The following is a 15,750-nucleotide window of genomic DNA, read 5'->3' as shown; positions in this document are numbered from 1 at the left end:
GCTGGTCGTCCACGGACTTGACCGGCTGCGGCTCAACCGACTCGACGCTTTCGGGCTCGGTCACGTTGTCACTGGTCATCGATGCATCTTCCATGATCAGGAGTTACACCGAACGATTTACAGTCCCGCCCGCTACAGTCCCTTCCAGTGACGTGGCTACTTCAAGTGGCCCGGGAGCGCCAGCGCGGCCCTCGGTGCGGCGCCCTTCAGGTCTGCGGAAGTGGCTGTTCGGGCCAGATGGTCTTGCCGTGAGGGGTCTGACGGCTGCCCCAGCGGTCGGTGAGCTGGGTGACCAGGAGCAGGCCGCGGCCGCCCTCGTCGTAGACGCGGGCCCGGCGCAGGTGCGGGGCGGTGATGCTGGCGTCCGAGACCTCGCAGATGAGCGTGGTGTCCCGGAACAGCCGCAGCTGGATCGAGGGTTGGCCGTAGCGGATGGCGTTGGTGACGAGCTCGCTCACCACCAGCTCGGTGACGAACGTGATCTCATCCAGCCCCCAGGCGGCCGGCCGCTGGGAGGCTTGGTTGCGCCCCCCCGTGCGACTACGACCGATCGGCCGACACCTCCCAGGCGGCCCCTTGGACGCATCGAGGGCCCGGGTGCGGGTGATGAGTACGGCGATGTCGTCGCTGGGGCGGCCGGAGAGGAGGTTCCCGATCACCGTGTCACAGACGGTCTCCAGGAGGCAGGCTCGGCCAGCGCGCGGCGCAGCCCCTCGCCCACGCCGACGTCGTGATCGCGGGATTCGATGAGGCTGTCGGTGCAGAGGGCCAGCAGGCTGCCCTCGGGCAGGTCAAGCTCGGCGGTCTCGAAGGGCAGGCCGCCGACGCCCAGCCGGGGCCCGGCGGGGACATCGAGGAAGTCGAAGGTACCGCCGGGGAGCACGACCGCGGGTGGGGAGCATGTCCGTGGAGACACCGCCGGAGCGGAAGCCCGTCGGGCCGCAGTGACGATGGCACGCAATGGTTTCGAAGGCATCCCTGACGCCGGTTGTGCCGGTGGTTGACGCTCGTGCATCCGGGCCAGTCTCACTCCGGCCGTCACGCCGGGCCTGGACCTCGCGGGGGAAAGGGGAACGGCACTCCCTCACGCCGACTGGCAGAGAAGTCAGCCGACCCCTGCTGTCGGCACACGCCATAGCGCGTGCGTGATCGCGTGCGAGACCCCTGGGTCGGCGTTCCGTCGCGGTCTGCTGCCGCTGCGGCTGCGAGGGTTTATATCGTTTGGGCAAAAATGTATGTTGTGTCGCGTGAGGGATTGCCAATGGTGCCAGAACCAAGCCGGATCTCCGTCGGCCCGGTGACCTCCACGGAGTCCTCGGCGGAGCATCGGTTGTCCATGCTCGCGGCCACCGGCACCGGGCTCACGGGCGGTGAGGCCCTGCAGTACGCGCTGGACCAGGCGGTGGCCGAGCTCACGGGACTGGCGGGGATGGTGCACTGGTGCGGGCCGTCAGGCGGTCGCCCCCTACATCTGGCCGTCGTCAGCGGACTCCCTCGGGCCGCACTCCAGGGGTGGGAGGAGATCGGGGCGGACGCACCTTCCGGGGCGCCTACCCATGCCGTGCGCGACGGCACCTTTGCGTGGATGCCCGTGGTCGATGCCGCGGGTTCGCTACCGGACGACACCCACGACACCGCTGCGTCGCGATCCGTAACGTTGTCGTTGCCGACTGCCACCATGGTGGCTGCCGTTCCCATACCCGGCCCGGACGCACCGCTGGGGGCCCTGTCCGTACTGACGGCTTCGGGTGAGCCGACGGCCGGGCAGCGGGCCTTCCTGCCGGCAGTGGCGCGCTGGGCAGCACAACGAGTTCCGCAGTCGACCACCGCCGGAGTGAGCCGCCGGTGGTGGCGAGAGCAGCCGGTTGGCTCCTACCCGCTGATCGCCCAGGAGCCTGTCGCCCATGCGCTGCGGTACCTGCGTGACGGGTTCCTCGTGGTGGACGGCGACTGGCGGACCTCGTACATCAACGTCGAGGCCGAGCGCCTCCTCGGGCCGGCAGAGGACGTGCTCGGGCGAGTGTTGTGGGACGGTCCTGCCGGCAGGGTGCCCGGCCTGGAAGCCCGGTGTCGGCAGGCCGCCGCCGACGGTGCGCCGGTGGGCTGCGACGTCCAGTGGCCGACCGATGAGCGCTGGTACCACATACGGCTGGTCCCGGTACCCAATGGCCTGACGCTTTACGTCACCGATGTCACCGAGACGAAGATCCGCGTTGCGCAGCGCGCGGCTGCCGAACGCGCCACAGCTCAGCGAACCGCCCCGATCGGCAAGCTGACCAGTGCCCTGACCTATGCGGTGACCGCACGGGACGTGGTCGAGGTCGTCGCGGAGTATGTGCTGCCGCCCTTCGATGCCGCAGGTCTGGTGGTCGAGGTGTTCGAGAGCGGCCGTCGGCACGTGGTCGGGTCTGTGGGGTACTCGCCGGACTTCCTCCGCGGCATCACCGAGACGCCGCAAGCCCACAGCTCCCCGTTCAACGACGTGCTCCGCACCCGTCTGCCGATATTCATGGGCTCGCCGGCCGAGTACATCGCGCTCTACCCGGGGATGGCCGAAAGGGCGGCTGCGTCGGGGAAGCAGGCATGGGCGTTCCTCCCTCTGATCGCTTCCGGGGATCCGATAGGCTGCTGCGCCATCTCGTTCCACGAGCCTCGCCACTTCACCGGCGAGGAGCGCGCCCTGCTCACCGCGCTCAGCGGACTGGTCGGCCAGGCCCTGGCCCGAGCCCGCCTGTACGACACCGAGCACGCGCGCGCCCAGGAGCTGCAGCGTGGCCTGCTCCCGCGCGCACTGCCCTCCACGCCCGCCGTCGTTGCCGCAGCCCGCTACCTGCCCGCCAGGAGTGGCATTGGCATCGGCGGCGACTGGTACGACGTCATCCCGCTGTCGGCGGACCGCGTCGCCCTCGTCATCGGCGACGTCATGGGCCACGGGCTGACCGAAGCCGCCACGATGGGACGCCTGCGCACCGCCGTGCACACCCTCGCCGACCTGGACTTGCCGCCCGACGAGATCCTTGCTCACCTCAATGACCTCGTCAGCGACCTCGGCGACGACCTCTACGCCACCTGCCTGTACGCCATCTACGACCCCACCACTGGCCTGTGCTTCCTCGCCTCAGCGGGCCATCCCCCACCCGCCATTGCCCTTCCCGACGGCACCGTGTTCTTCGCGGACCTGCCCCCCGACCCGCCCCTGGGCGCAGCTGAGCCTCCGTTCAGCACCGTCCAGCTGCATCTGCCCGAAGACAGCCTGCTTGTGCTGTACACCGACGGTCTGGTCGAGTCGGCCACCCGCGACATCGACAGTGGCATGGCCGCCGTGGCCCGATGCCTCACCGTCGGCCCAGGCGCGTTCCGCACCGGGTCCTCGGTCGGCCCGAGCGGCGACAGGCGGGCGTCACGCCCTGATCCGTGTGACGCACGCGAACACCTCGACCGGTTGTGCGACGCTCTCACCACCACGCTGCTGCCTGCCCAGGAGCTGACCACGGATGACGCCGCCCTGCTCATCGCTCGCGTTCAGCGGCTGGCTCCCCAGAACATCGCGTCCTGGCCGCTCCCCGACGAGCCCGTGGCCGCTGGCCTGGCGCGCAGGCATGTCCGGGAGCAGCTCACCGCCTGGCACCTCGACGACCTGTTGATGACCACGGAACTGCTGGCCAGCGAGCTAGTCGGCAACGTCGTTCGGCACGCCAAGGGCCCCATCCAGCTGCGCCTGCTGCTCAGCCGGACCCTGATCTGCGAGGTCTTCGACGGCAGCCAGGCGACTCCCAGGATCCGCCGAGCCGCCGAAACCGACGAAGGCGGACGTGGACTCCAGCTCGTTGCCGCGTTCTCCCAGCACTGGGGCGCCCGCTACACCACCGACGGCAAGTGCATCTGGACTGAACAGCCGCTGCCTGCCCAGCCGTAGACCCGCAGTAGGGTGTGTCAGTGACTTTGTGTAAGTCCATGGGCTTTACTGGGCGTTGAGCCTGTCCTCGAAGAACAGTGAGAACTGGTTCAGTGCCTTCTTCCAGTGTGCCGCGACGTGGTTGAGATCGCGGGCCTTGGGGGTGATCAGTTCGCGTACTGCGAGGTAGAGGACCTTCAGCGCGGCCTGGTCGGAGGGGAAGTGCCCGCGGTTGCGGGTCGTCTTCCGCAGCCGAGCGTTGATCGACTCGATCAGGTTCGTTTGGCCAAGGCGCCCGAGCAGCGCCCGGCCGACGCGTACGCGGTGTACGAGCGGCTGCTGCCGCACCTGCCGCTGCCCGGCAGCGGCGACACTGCAGCCTTCACCGACGGCAGCCCCGAGCCGACTGGTCTTCCCGACCCGACGGTGGTCTACCGGCAGCCGAACGCGCCCCTGCGGCGGGCCCCGGCCCCCGTGCCTTCATCCGAGCCCACGGCTCCTGCGCCGGCCCCGGTGCGCGCCGACACCGCGCTGCGGGACGCGATCCGGGACGCGTACGCCCGGTGCGCCGACCTCGCCGACGGCGGGCGGTTCACCCAGCCCGCGGACGTCCTCAAGGCGGCGATCGGCCCGGCCGCCACAGCGCTGGGCGCGCAGAACCCCCGTGTGCTCGGTCTGCGACGGCAGCGCGCGGCCGTCCTCATGGCCGGCGGGGACTTCCGCCGCGCCCTCCCGGAGTTCGACGCGCTGGCCGCCGCCTACGCCCGTACGGCGGGCCCGTCCGGCCGCGATGCCCTGGAGTGCCGTAGGCACGCCGCCCACTGCCGGGCCAACCTCGGCCAGGCCACCGCTGCACTGCGCGAGTTCCAGGACATCCTGGAAATCGTCTCCGACGCGGACGGAGACGCCTCCGAGACAGCCCTCGACCTGCGCCGCAGCATCGGCATCCTGCTCTTCTCCGAGGGCCGCCGCACCGAGGCCGAGGAAGTCCTGGACGCCCTCCACGAGGACATGTGCGTGGTCCTCGGCGAGGACCACGAGGAGACCCGCGAGATCGCAGACCTTCTGGCGCGCCTGCGCCGCCCAGAGGGGTAAGGGCGCGGCGGGCACCCATTCCGCCGACAAACCGTCAGCAGATCCAGCACCGGTCCAGCGGAGGTACGGACAACCAGGGATGACGAGAGGTGACGAGACGTCAGGAAATCCAGCACGGATCCAGCATCCGGCACAGCGACGGTGCCGACCCCAATGGGCCGACACCGCTTGACCTGTGCGTTTGCCAGATCGCCACGCCAATGCTGCAGCGGAAACTAAACGTTGAAGCGGAGCATCAGCCGCAGCGCAGTCACCTGCGACTCTGCCGCCGCCAGGTGCTGCGGCTCCTCGGTGACGGGCATAACGGAGCGGTCCGCGCCTACGACGTGATCCGGATGCTGTCGCGCGAGGGCCGCCCCACCCCACTTACCAGCGGTACCAGGACGGTATGGAGGACCAGATCGGCGCTTTGGGCCTGGTGCTGAACGCGCTGGTGATGTTCAACACCCGGTACATGGACGCCGCGATCACCCAGCTCCGCGAGGACGGCTTCGACGCCCGCGACGAGCGACCTCGGCCCTGGCCCGCACGGCCGGGCGGGGGGGCATGGCCCGACGTTCGCGTCCAGCAGGCGTCACCGTGTGACGCCTTTCTGTGACGCTCCGACGGTCTTCCCGGCCATGTCACAGACGGCCGGACCGTCTCGTCTCAGGTCTCAGAGAGCGACTCTGGAATCAGGATGGTGATGGTCATGCGGGTGTTCGTGGCAGGCGGGACCGGGGTCATGGGGCGGCGGCTGGTACCGCAGCTCGTGGCCCGTGGGCATCAGGTGACGGCCACGACGAGGAGTGCGGCCAAGCTGGGCCTGCTGGAGGAGCTGGGCGCGCAGGGCGTTGTGATGGACGGGCTGGACGGGATGTCGGTCGGTGAGGCGGTGACCGCGGCCCGGCCGGACGCGATCGTGCATGAGATGACCGCGATCTCCGGCCAGCCCGACATGCGGCACCCCGACCGGTTTTTCGCCACCACCAATCGGCTGCGCATCGAGGGTACGGACCACCTGCTGGCCGCCGCCCAGGCGACCGGCGTACCCCACGTCGTCGTGCAGAGCTTCGCGCAGAGCTACGGGCCTGGCGCAGGGCTGCTGACCGAGGAGGACCTGATCGACCCGGGCACGGGGACGATGGCGCGCAGGATCTCGGCGGGTGTCATGCACATCCAGGACGTGGTGCCCAGGGCCGGCGGCACGGTCCTGCGATACGGCGGGTTCTACGGGCCGGGCGCCAGTGACGACGTGGTCGAGTTCGTGCGCAAGCGGAAGTTCCCGCTCGTCGGGGAAGGCACCGGCTGGAACTCGTGGGTGCACCTCGACGACGCGGCGAGCGCTACCGTCCTGGTCGTGGAGAAGCAGGCGAGGGGCGTGTTCAACATCGTCGACGACGAGCCCGCCCAGGTCCGCGAGTGGCTGCCGTATCTGGCCGCGTGCGCGGGGGCCAGACGGCCGATGCGGGTTCCCAAGTGGCTGGCCAAGCTGCTGGCCGGGGAGTTCGCGGTGACCCTGATGACCGAGGGCCGCGGCTTCTCCAACGCAAAGGCCAAGCGGGAGCTCGGCTGGGAGCTGCGCTACCCCTCGTGGCGCCAGGGCTTCAAGGAAGAGCTGGCGTGACCCGGACCGAGGAGTTCGAGAAGCTGCGGTCGCTGCTGTTCTCGATCGCCTACCAGATCCGGCAGCGTGAGCGAGGCCGAGCACGCGGTCCAGGAGACCTGGCTGCGCTACGAGACCTCCCCGACACAACCCACGTCGACCAAGGCCTTCCTCTCGGCCGCTGTGACCCGGATCTCGATCGACGTGCTGCGCTCGGCCCGCGTCCGCCGGGAGAAGTCCGCCGGCAGTGGCTCCCCGAGCCGCTGCTCACCGACCCCTACCAGGATCCGGCGCAGTCGGGGGAGGTGGCCGACTCGGTGTCGATGGGCCCTGTTCTGCTCGGGCGGCTCAGGCCGGCACCGGACTCGTCCGGTGCCGGCAGGCAGATCGCAAGAGGGCTGGGTACCCGCCCGAGAGGCTCGCTCGCAAATACGTAGCGGCAATTCGGAGCTGGCGGCGCGACGCCTATGCACCCCCGCTAACGCTCCTCAGGCCCCAACGTCCTACTTAAGGCCTGCTCGACGAGCTACCGATCAGCCCGACCACAACTGCCCGTCCATGGAACGATGACCGAGCCTGCTACAGCCCAATGGCCAACCGGCAGGGGCGTCGCATCCCCCGTCGCATGCGACGAGTAGCGGCCGCCGCCGTCCCGTAACAGCTGTCTTCGGCGCTCCCGCATCTGGGAGTCAACAGACGAGGGCCGTCGACAAGGGATACTGCCGCATCTTGAACCGCGTCGGCGGCCGACGTCGACGCCCTCCACGTGCTGTGAGCGGCTCAATACGGCCCCAGCACCATGCCTTCCCGCTCGGCGGGCCAACAGACAAAGGGTGTCGCACGGGAGCAATGTCGATCATGGAAGCGGCCAAGGGGCCCAGCCCGGAGACAAGGGTCCTTCGGCTCGCAACCGTCATGCCGCACACACATCCACGAATCGCGACCGGGCGACAACAACGCCCCACGGTTGACGACCGCGCCCCACCGCCGCGGACGGCTCTGAACATCGACCGAACCGGGCGACGGACGAATCGGGCGCGATTGACATCTTGGGAGCATGGGAGCACGAGCGCTCCCAGAGGGCTCCCACGTGGGAGCAAACGCGCGTACGCCAAAGGCCGCTTCCGATGATCGGAAACGGCCCGTGACCTGCGAAAATACCGTCGGGACGACAGGATTTGAACCTGCGACCCCTTGACCCCCAGCAGTCGAAACGGCTTGATGCCGTGTTATCCGCAGTCCTGCTGCGTCCAAATAGCACAGGTCAGTCCTGTTTCACTACGACCAGCATGACACCGTATGCCGCCTCGTGACACCCAGTCCGTGAGAAGGCTGTGAGAGGCGGATGAGAAGCTGCCGGGCTCTGCGCCCCGCCTCCGGCTGGGGCTTCTTCCCGTCTGTAGGCCGCGTCGTCCAGGACGGCTCCGTGCACGGTCGCCGCCTTGGCGGCCAAGTCGACTGTGACGTCAGTGACGCCGGTTACCTGGGACACCTCTTCGGTGGTGCTGTCGGCGCAGTACCTCAGCGCCTGCGGCACCAGCGGCTCAGCTGGGCAGCCGGTTGGAGTAGATCGGGATGCTCGGCTGCACCGATATACAGTCGCCCTCGCTGGCGCGCCGTCCATAGCCCCTCTGACCTGGGGTGACTTGGCTGCAGGGATGTCGTATGCAAGGACGTCCCCGGGTACGACAGGTCCTGTGTACCCGGGGACGACACCCCGGACGCCAGCGAGCCATTCGGCAACTTGCCGGCTGTGCTCTCCGTGCAAGAAGCCGGACGGCGTCGATGAAGTCGACTCGCGGAGAGGGGCCTTGCCTGGTTGCCGGGCCTCGGCTGGGCTCGCTCCGTCAGTAGCGGAAATTCGCTCTGTCGCCTCTGATCTGAATGATTACCGGCCGGACAACCTCACCCACTCCCTCTTCGGGGATCAACCTGAGGTCCAGGTCGTGGACCGCCTTAAGGGCGGCAGATGCGTCCTGGGCAATTCCCTCATCAACGACCCTGGCGAGGGTCTCGAAGAGTTGAGCGAAGTCCCCCCAGGAATCAGCCGGTTCAAAGTGGCATCGGAACCACGGCTGGTCGATATCGATCAGCGTCACAACGCCTAGCAGAGCTTCTCCACTCTGCAGACGCCACACCGTGTCAGGCATCGCTGCTCCCGAAGGCTTCACCCATCAAGAGCACCTCCAGGATGCTCCTACAGGCCATTGTCGACATCCCTCAAGATATCGTCCAGAGTCACCCCTGGGCCCCAGTGCTTCAAGATCGCATCAGGATCGATGCCGAACTTCACCAAGAACTCCCGATCCCTGAGAGCATTGTCCTTCGCGAAGTCGAACATGTGGTACGGGTCATTGGGTATCTCGAGGTGAGCTGCCACATCGGCTGTCTCGCTCCTAACTCGATTGATGTCCACAGCGATCACCCCATTCGCCGAACCTCCGTATCGATTGATCGCGACAGAGGGGTCGAAGGTGAGGGAAATCCAAGGCGAGTCATTTGCTTGCACCACGTGCTGCCACGGCTGCACGTTCGGGTTGCCCCCTGGACGGTGAATACCGAACGTAGGCACCTCACCCTCCCTCAAGGCTCGGTAAGCCAGTCGGGGCCCCTGGGCCGCGTGGGCAGATACGACAATTCTAGGAGCAAAGAGTCCCTTGAGGCCGTTCCAGGCGGGGCCGGCCATGGTGCCCAGTCCGCCGCCGAGGGCGCCGAAGAGGAGGTCTCCTGGGGTGGTGGGCTGGCATTGGGCTGTGTTGACGGCCCAGGTGTAGCCCGCACCGACACCCGCGTTGACGAGCCCCGAGGTCGCCAGGGCGCGGCCGCCCTGGAGGCCGAGGGCGGCTGCAGCGCCGCCGCCTGCCGGGGCGAGGAGGCCTGCGCCGGCGCCTACGACGGCGCCCTTGCCGGTGGCAGCGGCGAAGTCGCCCCAGTCAAAGTCGTCCTGGTGGGTGAAGGCGTAGACGCTGCCGCCGATGACCCCGCCGACCACGCCTCCGATGGCCGCGCTGATGCACAGCGGGCAGGCACCGGACGGATCAGACCGGTTGACCGGATCGTTGCCCGCGTAGGCGTAGGCCGAGTGGTTGGGGCTGCCCAGCGCGGCCGGGATGGGGTCGCGGGTGGTGAAGTGCCGCTGCCCGGGGTCGTAGCTGCGGGCGCGCAGCAGCAGCCGGTCCGGCAGGTACTGGTCCTTGTACTGGCCGGTGTAGCCGTAGATGCTGCTCTGTCCGCCGCTGCTGGTGGCCTTGCCGGTGGGGACACCCCAGGCGCTGTAGGTGTAGCGGTAGTTGTCGGTGCCGGCTCCGTCGAAGACGGTGCTGACCGACTCCTGGCGGTCGTGAGTGAAGTAGAAGCTGCCGTTCGTGCGGTCCATCGACCGGGCGGCGCCGCTGGGGTCGACGTGGTAGTCCGCGATCAGGGCGCCGGAGCCGTTGGTGTCGGTGGCGATCTGCGGGAGCGGGTTGTTGATGTCCCAGCGGGAGGTGCGGGTCAGTGCGCCGTTCTTGTTCGCGACGGTGCGGTTGCCGTCCGCGTCGTACAGGAAGGTGAAGGAGTCCGCGCCGATGGTCGCGGACTTCACCCTCCCGACCGGGTCGTAGGTGTAGGTGTCCGCGCCGTCCTTGGTCTGGTTGCCGTCGGCGTCGTAGGTGAAGCTCGTCGTGGCCGAGCCCGCTACCGTCTTCGTCAGCTGGTCGGCGGCGTCGTAAGTGTAGGTCGTGGTGGCGCTGCTGGTCTGGGAGGTCGTGAGGTTGCCGACCTTGTCGTACGCATAGGTGCCACCTGTGGTGCCGGGCAGGCAGGAGGTGGCCGAGGTGTCCGTGCAGGCCCGGGTCGTGCGGCCCGCGGCGTCGTAGGCGTACCGGGTGGGGTAGCCGGATGCGGGCTTGTCGGTGACGACGCGGCCTTCGGCGTCGTAGGTGTAGCTGTTGGTGCCCGACGGGGTGGCCATTGAGGCCAGGCGGCCGGCCCGGTCGTAGGTGCGGGTCTCGCTGCGCGCGGTGGTCGTGGGCAGCTTGGTGGACGTCAGGTGGCCCGTGGCGTCGTAGCCGTAGGTGACGGTCTTGCTGTTGGTGGTCTGGCCGGTGATGCGGCCGGCCTTGTCGTAGGCGTAGGACGTGGCGCGCCCGTCCGGATAGTGCCGCTTGCTCAGCGTGTCGTCGCTGTTGTACGTGTACGCGAACGGGCTGGTGAGGCCCGGCGAGGTGATCGACAGCAGCTTGTCGTCGTTGTCGTAGGTCAGCGTGCGCGAGCCGGTCGCGTCGGTGGCGCCGGTGATGCGGCTGGCGGCGTCGTAGGTGTAGGTCGCGGACGGGGTGCCGTCGGAGTAGGCGACCTTGGTGATCAGGTTGCGGGCGTCGACAGTTGTGGTGACTGTCTGCCCGCGGGCGTTGGTGACCTTGGTGCGGTTGCCGTCGGCGTCGTAGCCGTAGGCCACCGTCTTGCCGAGCGGGTCCTTGATCGAGGTCAGGCGTCCCTCGGAGTCATAGCCATAGGTGCTGGTGTGGCTGTTGGCGTCCGTGCTGGTCGCCAAGTTCCCAGCGACATCATACGAGTTGGCCGTGATCCCGCCGTCCGGGCCCGTGACCTTGGAGACGCGGTTCAGCGCGTCGTAGGTGTACGCCGTGTTTTTGCCGAGCGCGTCGGTGGCGGAGGTGCGGTTGCCGACGGCGTCGTAGGCGCTCTTGCGCTGGTTGCCCAGCGGATCGGTGACCGAGGTGGGGTGGCCCACGGCGTCGTAGCCGTACGTCCAGGTGTGGTCGGCCGGCGCGGCGCCGGTGACATTGCCGCGCGGGTCGACAGTCTTGCTCCGTCGGCCATCGTCGTCGTAGGCATGGGTGGTGCGCTCGCCGAGCGGGGAGACCTCGGCGGTCAGATTGCCGTCAGCGTCGTACTCGTAGGTGGTCTTGTAACCGTAGTTCGTCGCCGAGGAGATCAGCCGGCTGTTGGCGTCGTAGACCAGACTCGACCCGTGGTTGAGGGCGTCGATGGTGCTGGTGACGTTGCCTTTGTGGTCATACGTCACCTTGCGGATGTGGCCAAGCGGATCGGTCGTGGAGGCCGGGCGGTTCTCCGTGTCATAGGCGAACGCAGAGGTCTTGCCAAGCGGGTTGGTGACCGTGACCCGATTGCCGACCTTGTCGTAGCCGATCTTCCACGTGTGGTTCGCCGGGGTGCCCCCGGTGACATTGCCGCGGGCTGTCACCATCTCGATCTGGCGGCCGGCCTTGTCGTAGCTGTAGGTGGTCTTGGCGCCGGTACGGTCGGTCACCGAACTCACCCGGCCCACCGCGTCGTAGCCGGTTGCGGCGGTCTTGCCCGCCGGATCCGTCACCTGCGTGAGGCGGCTCGCCGCGTCAAAGGTGTACGCGGTGACCCGGTTCGCGGCATCGGTGACCTTGGTGAGATTGCCGACCGCGTCGTAGCCGTAGGCGGTGGTGTTGGAGCGCGCGTCCTTCACCGAAGCGACCCGGTCGGCCGCGTCGTAGGTGAAGGTGGTCGTGAACTTGGCCGGGTCGGCGCCAGTGACATTGCCCCGCGGGTCCGTGACCGTCAGCACCCGGCCGGAGTCATCGAAGGTGCGGGTCGTCTTGCTGCCAGCCGGAGTGGTGACGGAGATCTGGTTCCCGGCCGCGTCGTAGCCGTACGCGGTCGTCTTACCACGCGCGGAAGTCGCCGTCTCCAGTAGCCCAGCAGCGGTGTAGGAATAGGTCGAGGTGTTGCCGAGCGGATCCTTGACCGAGGTCAGGAGGTTACGCGAGTCATAGCCGAATGTGGTGATGTTGTAGTTTCCGTCAACGTACCTGGAAACGTTCCCGGCCGCGTCGTAGGACCAGGATTCTGAGGCCTCTTTGCCCTCAGAAGAAGTGAGCCGTCCAGCGGTGTCGTATCCCCACAGGTGGTAGCGGCCCAAGGCATCACGAACGCTGGTCCGATTGAACTGGCTGTCATAGCCGTAGCGGGTAACGTTCCCAAAAGGATCGAGCTGTTGGACCAGGACATTGCCGCCGTAGAGCTCGGTCCACACTCCGCCATCGGGTGCAACGGTGTCAGTTTCCTTGTAAGCCCCTGCTTGGGAGTACTTGAATTGAGTGACCTTGCCGAATGCATCCGACTGCGAGGTCACACGCCCGTCTGCGTCATACACGTTAGTGGCACGGATGTGCCCCAAACTGTCGGTGACCTTGTCCAGCCGCCCCGAAGCGTCATAACCGTAGGTCTCAACCCCGCCGTCGAGAGCGGTCACGCTGGTCAGCAGCGATCCGGTGTATCCGTAGTCAACATAACGGCCGTCGGCCAGCGTGATCTTTGACAGCAGCGATCCGGCATAGCTCAGCGTGGCCGTGCGTCCAGCAGCATCCTTGATCGATGTGGGCTGCGCGCCGCTGTAAGTAAGCGTCAGTCCCTGGCCCGCCCGGTCCTTCACCGATGTCAGGCGCCCGGTGCTATCGAAGTCCAACGTTCGAAGGTCGGGCGTTGTCAGTTTGTAGCCGGAGTCGTTGGCAGCAAGCTTCGAGCGCGCCCAGGCGGGCGCTGTGAATGTCCCGCCACTCTGCTTCGCGTACGGGTGTTCCGACCCTCCCTCGGCATGCAGTACGACATCCCCGTCGCTTTTAATCTCAAGCCTGGATTCCCACGGCAGGACCCAGCCCTTACCCAACCCGCCAGCAGCCGTGATGTCCGACGAATAGGTCCGCTTTACCGAGAATGGAACACCGGGAGCAGGCAGCTCAGCGTCAGTGAAGCACTCTGTGTAGGCGCCGGTCGCCGTGTTGACGGGGTCACCGTGCATGACCTCGGTTCGCGGGCTGCCACTCACGTCATTGCATCCAGCGCGGGTTGAGGAGCCAGGGCGCGCAGGTACAACCTTGAACTCAACGCTGTTGAGGTATTCAATATTGTGACTCGGGACATATGAACTGCCGACTACACGGGCGATCGGCGTGATGAACAAGCTCTGCCGGGGACTTGAGCACTTGACGTCCGGAACCTCGAATTGCGCAGCAACCCGTACCGGTTGCTCGTCAATAATCGCATGCGCTGAGACGACTTGGCCGAAGTCGTAATCCTCGCCGGCATCGCCGGGGACCGTGCCGCACGGGTTCACTGCCCACGTGATTTTGACGTCGCGGGTCCCGGAGGCCTCCGTTTCGTTGTTGCTCCATTCGATGTTGGCAGCCACTGTGATCGTCTCACCGGGGACTGCCGCACCCGCCATTGACTGCGGATAGACAGGCACGTTGATGGGTTTCGGTGTCCACGCCAGGATGTTCCCGGCGCTGTCGTAGCCCTCCTCTTCGGTAACGAACCCGAACTCGTCGCCCGCTGCCGCGTCCACAAGCTCACGCAGCTCAGACCTCGAAGGCTTGGTTTCCCCGGAACGGCGCTTCTGGTCAGGTGGATCGACCGGGCCCGCGTTGTGCTCTGCCTGTCCAGATGCAGTCTGCGTACGTCGCTCCTTGAGCGACATGGGCTCCTGATGCGCAGCCGGCTTGGGACCAGAGACCGACGGGCTGTTCCCTGACTCGCTCGTCGCGAGAAACGTCAGCCATCCGCCCCCGGCTAACACAGCCAGCACCACGCCCACCACGAGCAGACGGGTACGCACAGACACAGCAGAAAGCACTGCTCCACCCCCCAGATGTCCACGCACCGCGCTCGATCACGCGTGCGTCACAGCAGAGTCACAGCCTTGACTTTCAGACCCCTCAAGATCAAGACCGAAATCAGCGATAGATCCTCATTGATCTATATTTACGGGCCAATCGTTAACAATTCTTGACCCGTACAGGCCAAGGCTTCGCTCATGGCTGTGGCTCGAGCGCTCTGAGCTGCAGCACCAACTCGGGGGCCACTGGCGATGTCGCGGCGCCGGAGGCTGCTGCACCGGCCCAAGGACACGGGTGCGGTGGTGCGAATCGTCGTAGACGCAGGTTTGTCGTCAGCTCCGAGCGTGCCGTTCAGCCGATCAGCGGGATCGGGGCGGAGGCCACCGACTCGGACAAGGCCAGCTCGGCCATGACTACAGCGACAGGCCTCACGGCCGACGGAGGCTACCGACTCCGGTTACTGACCTTGAATGCGTGGTGTCGTTGGGGGTGCCGACGGCGATCCAGAAGCATCCGGCGCCGATGTGTCTGTCCTCGCGGGAGGGCCGCCGCTGAGCGGCGCCACAGGCTCACGCCGTGGCCGTCGTCCCTGTCGAGGACTGCTCCCGGCGCGCCGGAGCGGGCCGGACAGGGCCCGGAACGCCCGGCCCTCGATCGCTGTCGGAGCCCAATGCCGGCCGGGCGTGCCGATCACCGTCGTGCGGGACGTCCACGGCCTGTGGGCGATCGCGTGCAGGCCACACCGCCCGCAGGCCGATGCCTAGCCCAATTCCCGTTACACCAACGGCAGTTCAGACCTGGTGCGCCGTACCGGTTTCGACCAGCCGAAGCACTGCGTCAAGTCCCCTGTGCGCGCCCGGGGCGGCGCCCGCCGGCAGCACATAGGCCCGCATTCCGGCGGCGGCAGCTCCCCCGTCCTTTGCGGGGCGATCGCCCACCATCAGAGCCTCGGCCACGTCGACGGCCACCTCCTGGCACGCGTGGTGGAACAGCTGTCGGTCGGGCTTTTCCGTGTCGTGCTCGTAGGAATGAACCCATGCGGAGAAGAAGTGGTCGAGTCCGTGATGCGCGAAGGTGGGCCGCAGGTCCCAGCCCACGTCGCTCACTACGCCAAGACGAACGCCAGCATGGTCGCATGGCGATGAGCACCGCCAAACCGACCGGAGACGGTCGCCAGCTTCCCCCGCCCGAACCGAATCAGCTCGGCCAGTGACTACACCACTCGGCGGGACACCATCTTGGGTGGTCCTTGAAAGGGGCGAGGGCCTTCTGGTTTCGGTGTGGATTCCGACATCTGCACCAACACTCAGGAGGCCCTCGTCGTCCCACCGTAATGCCCCGCTGACTCCGACCGGCAGGCTCTGGGTCTTGCCCGGTGTGTCGTCGAGGACGGCTGGCGGCTGCGCCAGGCTGCAGGGCGTTTCCAGGTCAGCCACACCACCGCCGCCGCTGGGCCGGCCGCTACCGCAGGCGCGGCGCGGCAGGCATGCATGATCGCTCCAGCCGCCCCACCGCAGCCCACGGCATCGAGCCGTCGGCGTGCACCCGGTCGATGTACTGCAGCA

The 15,750-nt window shown here is 67.4% G+C and carries 6 protein-coding genes and 5 pseudogenes; 6 read left to right on the top strand and 5 right to left on the bottom strand.

Going from position 1 to position 15,750, the window contains the following annotated elements; genetic code table 11:
• Nucleotides 1-206: 206 nt before the first annotated feature.
• Nucleotides 207-871: pseudogene (locus ACTWP8_RS35755) on the bottom strand (SpoIIE family protein phosphatase); the annotation flags it as partial.
• 390 nt (nucleotides 872-1,261) lie between these two features.
• Here ACTWP8_RS35755 and ACTWP8_RS35750 point away from each other — a divergent pair.
• Nucleotides 1,262-3,916: a SpoIIE family protein phosphatase gene (locus ACTWP8_RS35750; RefSeq protein ID WP_443326231.1), complete on the top strand. Its 2,655-nt coding sequence runs from the start codon at nucleotides 1,262-1,264 to the stop codon at nucleotides 3,914-3,916.
• A gap of 45 nt (nucleotides 3,917-3,961) precedes the next feature.
• On the opposite strand, the pseudogene ACTWP8_RS35745 reads toward ACTWP8_RS35750, so the two are convergent.
• Nucleotides 3,962-4,177 (bottom strand): annotated as a pseudogene (locus ACTWP8_RS35745) (transposase); the annotation flags it as partial.
• A 42-nt stretch (nucleotides 4,178-4,219) separates the two neighbouring features.
• Here ACTWP8_RS35745 and ACTWP8_RS35740 point away from each other — a divergent pair.
• The 4 genes and pseudogenes from ACTWP8_RS35740 to ACTWP8_RS35725 form a co-directional block, all read left to right on the top strand.
• Nucleotides 4,220-4,990 (top strand): hypothetical protein, encoded by a 771-nt coding sequence (locus ACTWP8_RS35740; RefSeq protein ID WP_443326230.1) that lies wholly within the window; start codon nucleotides 4,220-4,222, stop codon nucleotides 4,988-4,990.
• A gap of 305 nt (nucleotides 4,991-5,295) precedes the next feature.
• Nucleotides 5,296-5,510: pseudogene (locus tag ACTWP8_RS35735) on the top strand (Tn3 family transposase); the annotation flags it as partial.
• A 165-nt stretch (nucleotides 5,511-5,675) separates the two neighbouring features.
• Nucleotides 5,676-6,596, top strand: a complete 921-nt coding sequence (locus ACTWP8_RS35730; RefSeq protein WP_443326234.1) for an NAD-dependent epimerase/dehydratase family protein — start codon at nucleotides 5,676-5,678, stop codon at nucleotides 6,594-6,596.
• Nucleotides 6,593-6,931, top strand: a pseudogene (locus ACTWP8_RS35725) (sigma factor); the annotation flags it as partial. The gene ACTWP8_RS35730 and the pseudogene ACTWP8_RS35725, both read left to right, overlap by 4 nt.
• Before the next feature lie 1,491 nt (nucleotides 6,932-8,422).
• Here the strand turns inward: ACTWP8_RS35725 and ACTWP8_RS35720 are convergent.
• From ACTWP8_RS35720 to ACTWP8_RS35710, 3 genes are all read right to left on the bottom strand, one after another.
• Nucleotides 8,423-8,725, bottom strand: a complete 303-nt coding sequence (locus ACTWP8_RS35720) for a hypothetical protein (RefSeq protein WP_443326229.1) — start codon at nucleotides 8,723-8,725, stop codon at nucleotides 8,423-8,425.
• 47 nt (nucleotides 8,726-8,772) lie between these two features.
• Nucleotides 8,773-14,046 (bottom strand): DUF6531 domain-containing protein, encoded by a 5,274-nt coding sequence (locus tag ACTWP8_RS35715; protein WP_443326228.1) that lies wholly within the window; start codon nucleotides 14,044-14,046, stop codon nucleotides 8,773-8,775.
• Between the two features lie 930 nt (nucleotides 14,047-14,976).
• The gene (locus ACTWP8_RS35710; RefSeq protein ID WP_443326233.1) at nucleotides 14,977-15,471 is read right to left on the bottom strand and encodes an HAD-IA family hydrolase; all 495 of its coding nucleotides are present in this window, start codon (nucleotides 15,469-15,471) and stop codon (nucleotides 14,977-14,979) included.
• Between ACTWP8_RS35710 and ACTWP8_RS35705 the strand changes: the two are divergent.
• A pseudogene (locus ACTWP8_RS35705) lies at nucleotides 15,470-15,734 on the top strand (leucine zipper domain-containing protein); the annotation flags it as partial. The gene ACTWP8_RS35710 and the pseudogene ACTWP8_RS35705 overlap by 2 nt on opposite strands.
• Nucleotides 15,735-15,750 lie beyond the last annotated feature (16 nt).

It is taken from the genome of Streptomyces sp. 7N604 (assembly GCF_052245475.1).
Taxonomy (GTDB): domain Bacteria; phylum Actinomycetota; class Actinomycetes; order Streptomycetales; family Streptomycetaceae; genus Streptomyces.
Note: the sequence above shows the minus strand (reverse complement) of the source record. Positions and strands in the feature narration are given on the sequence as shown.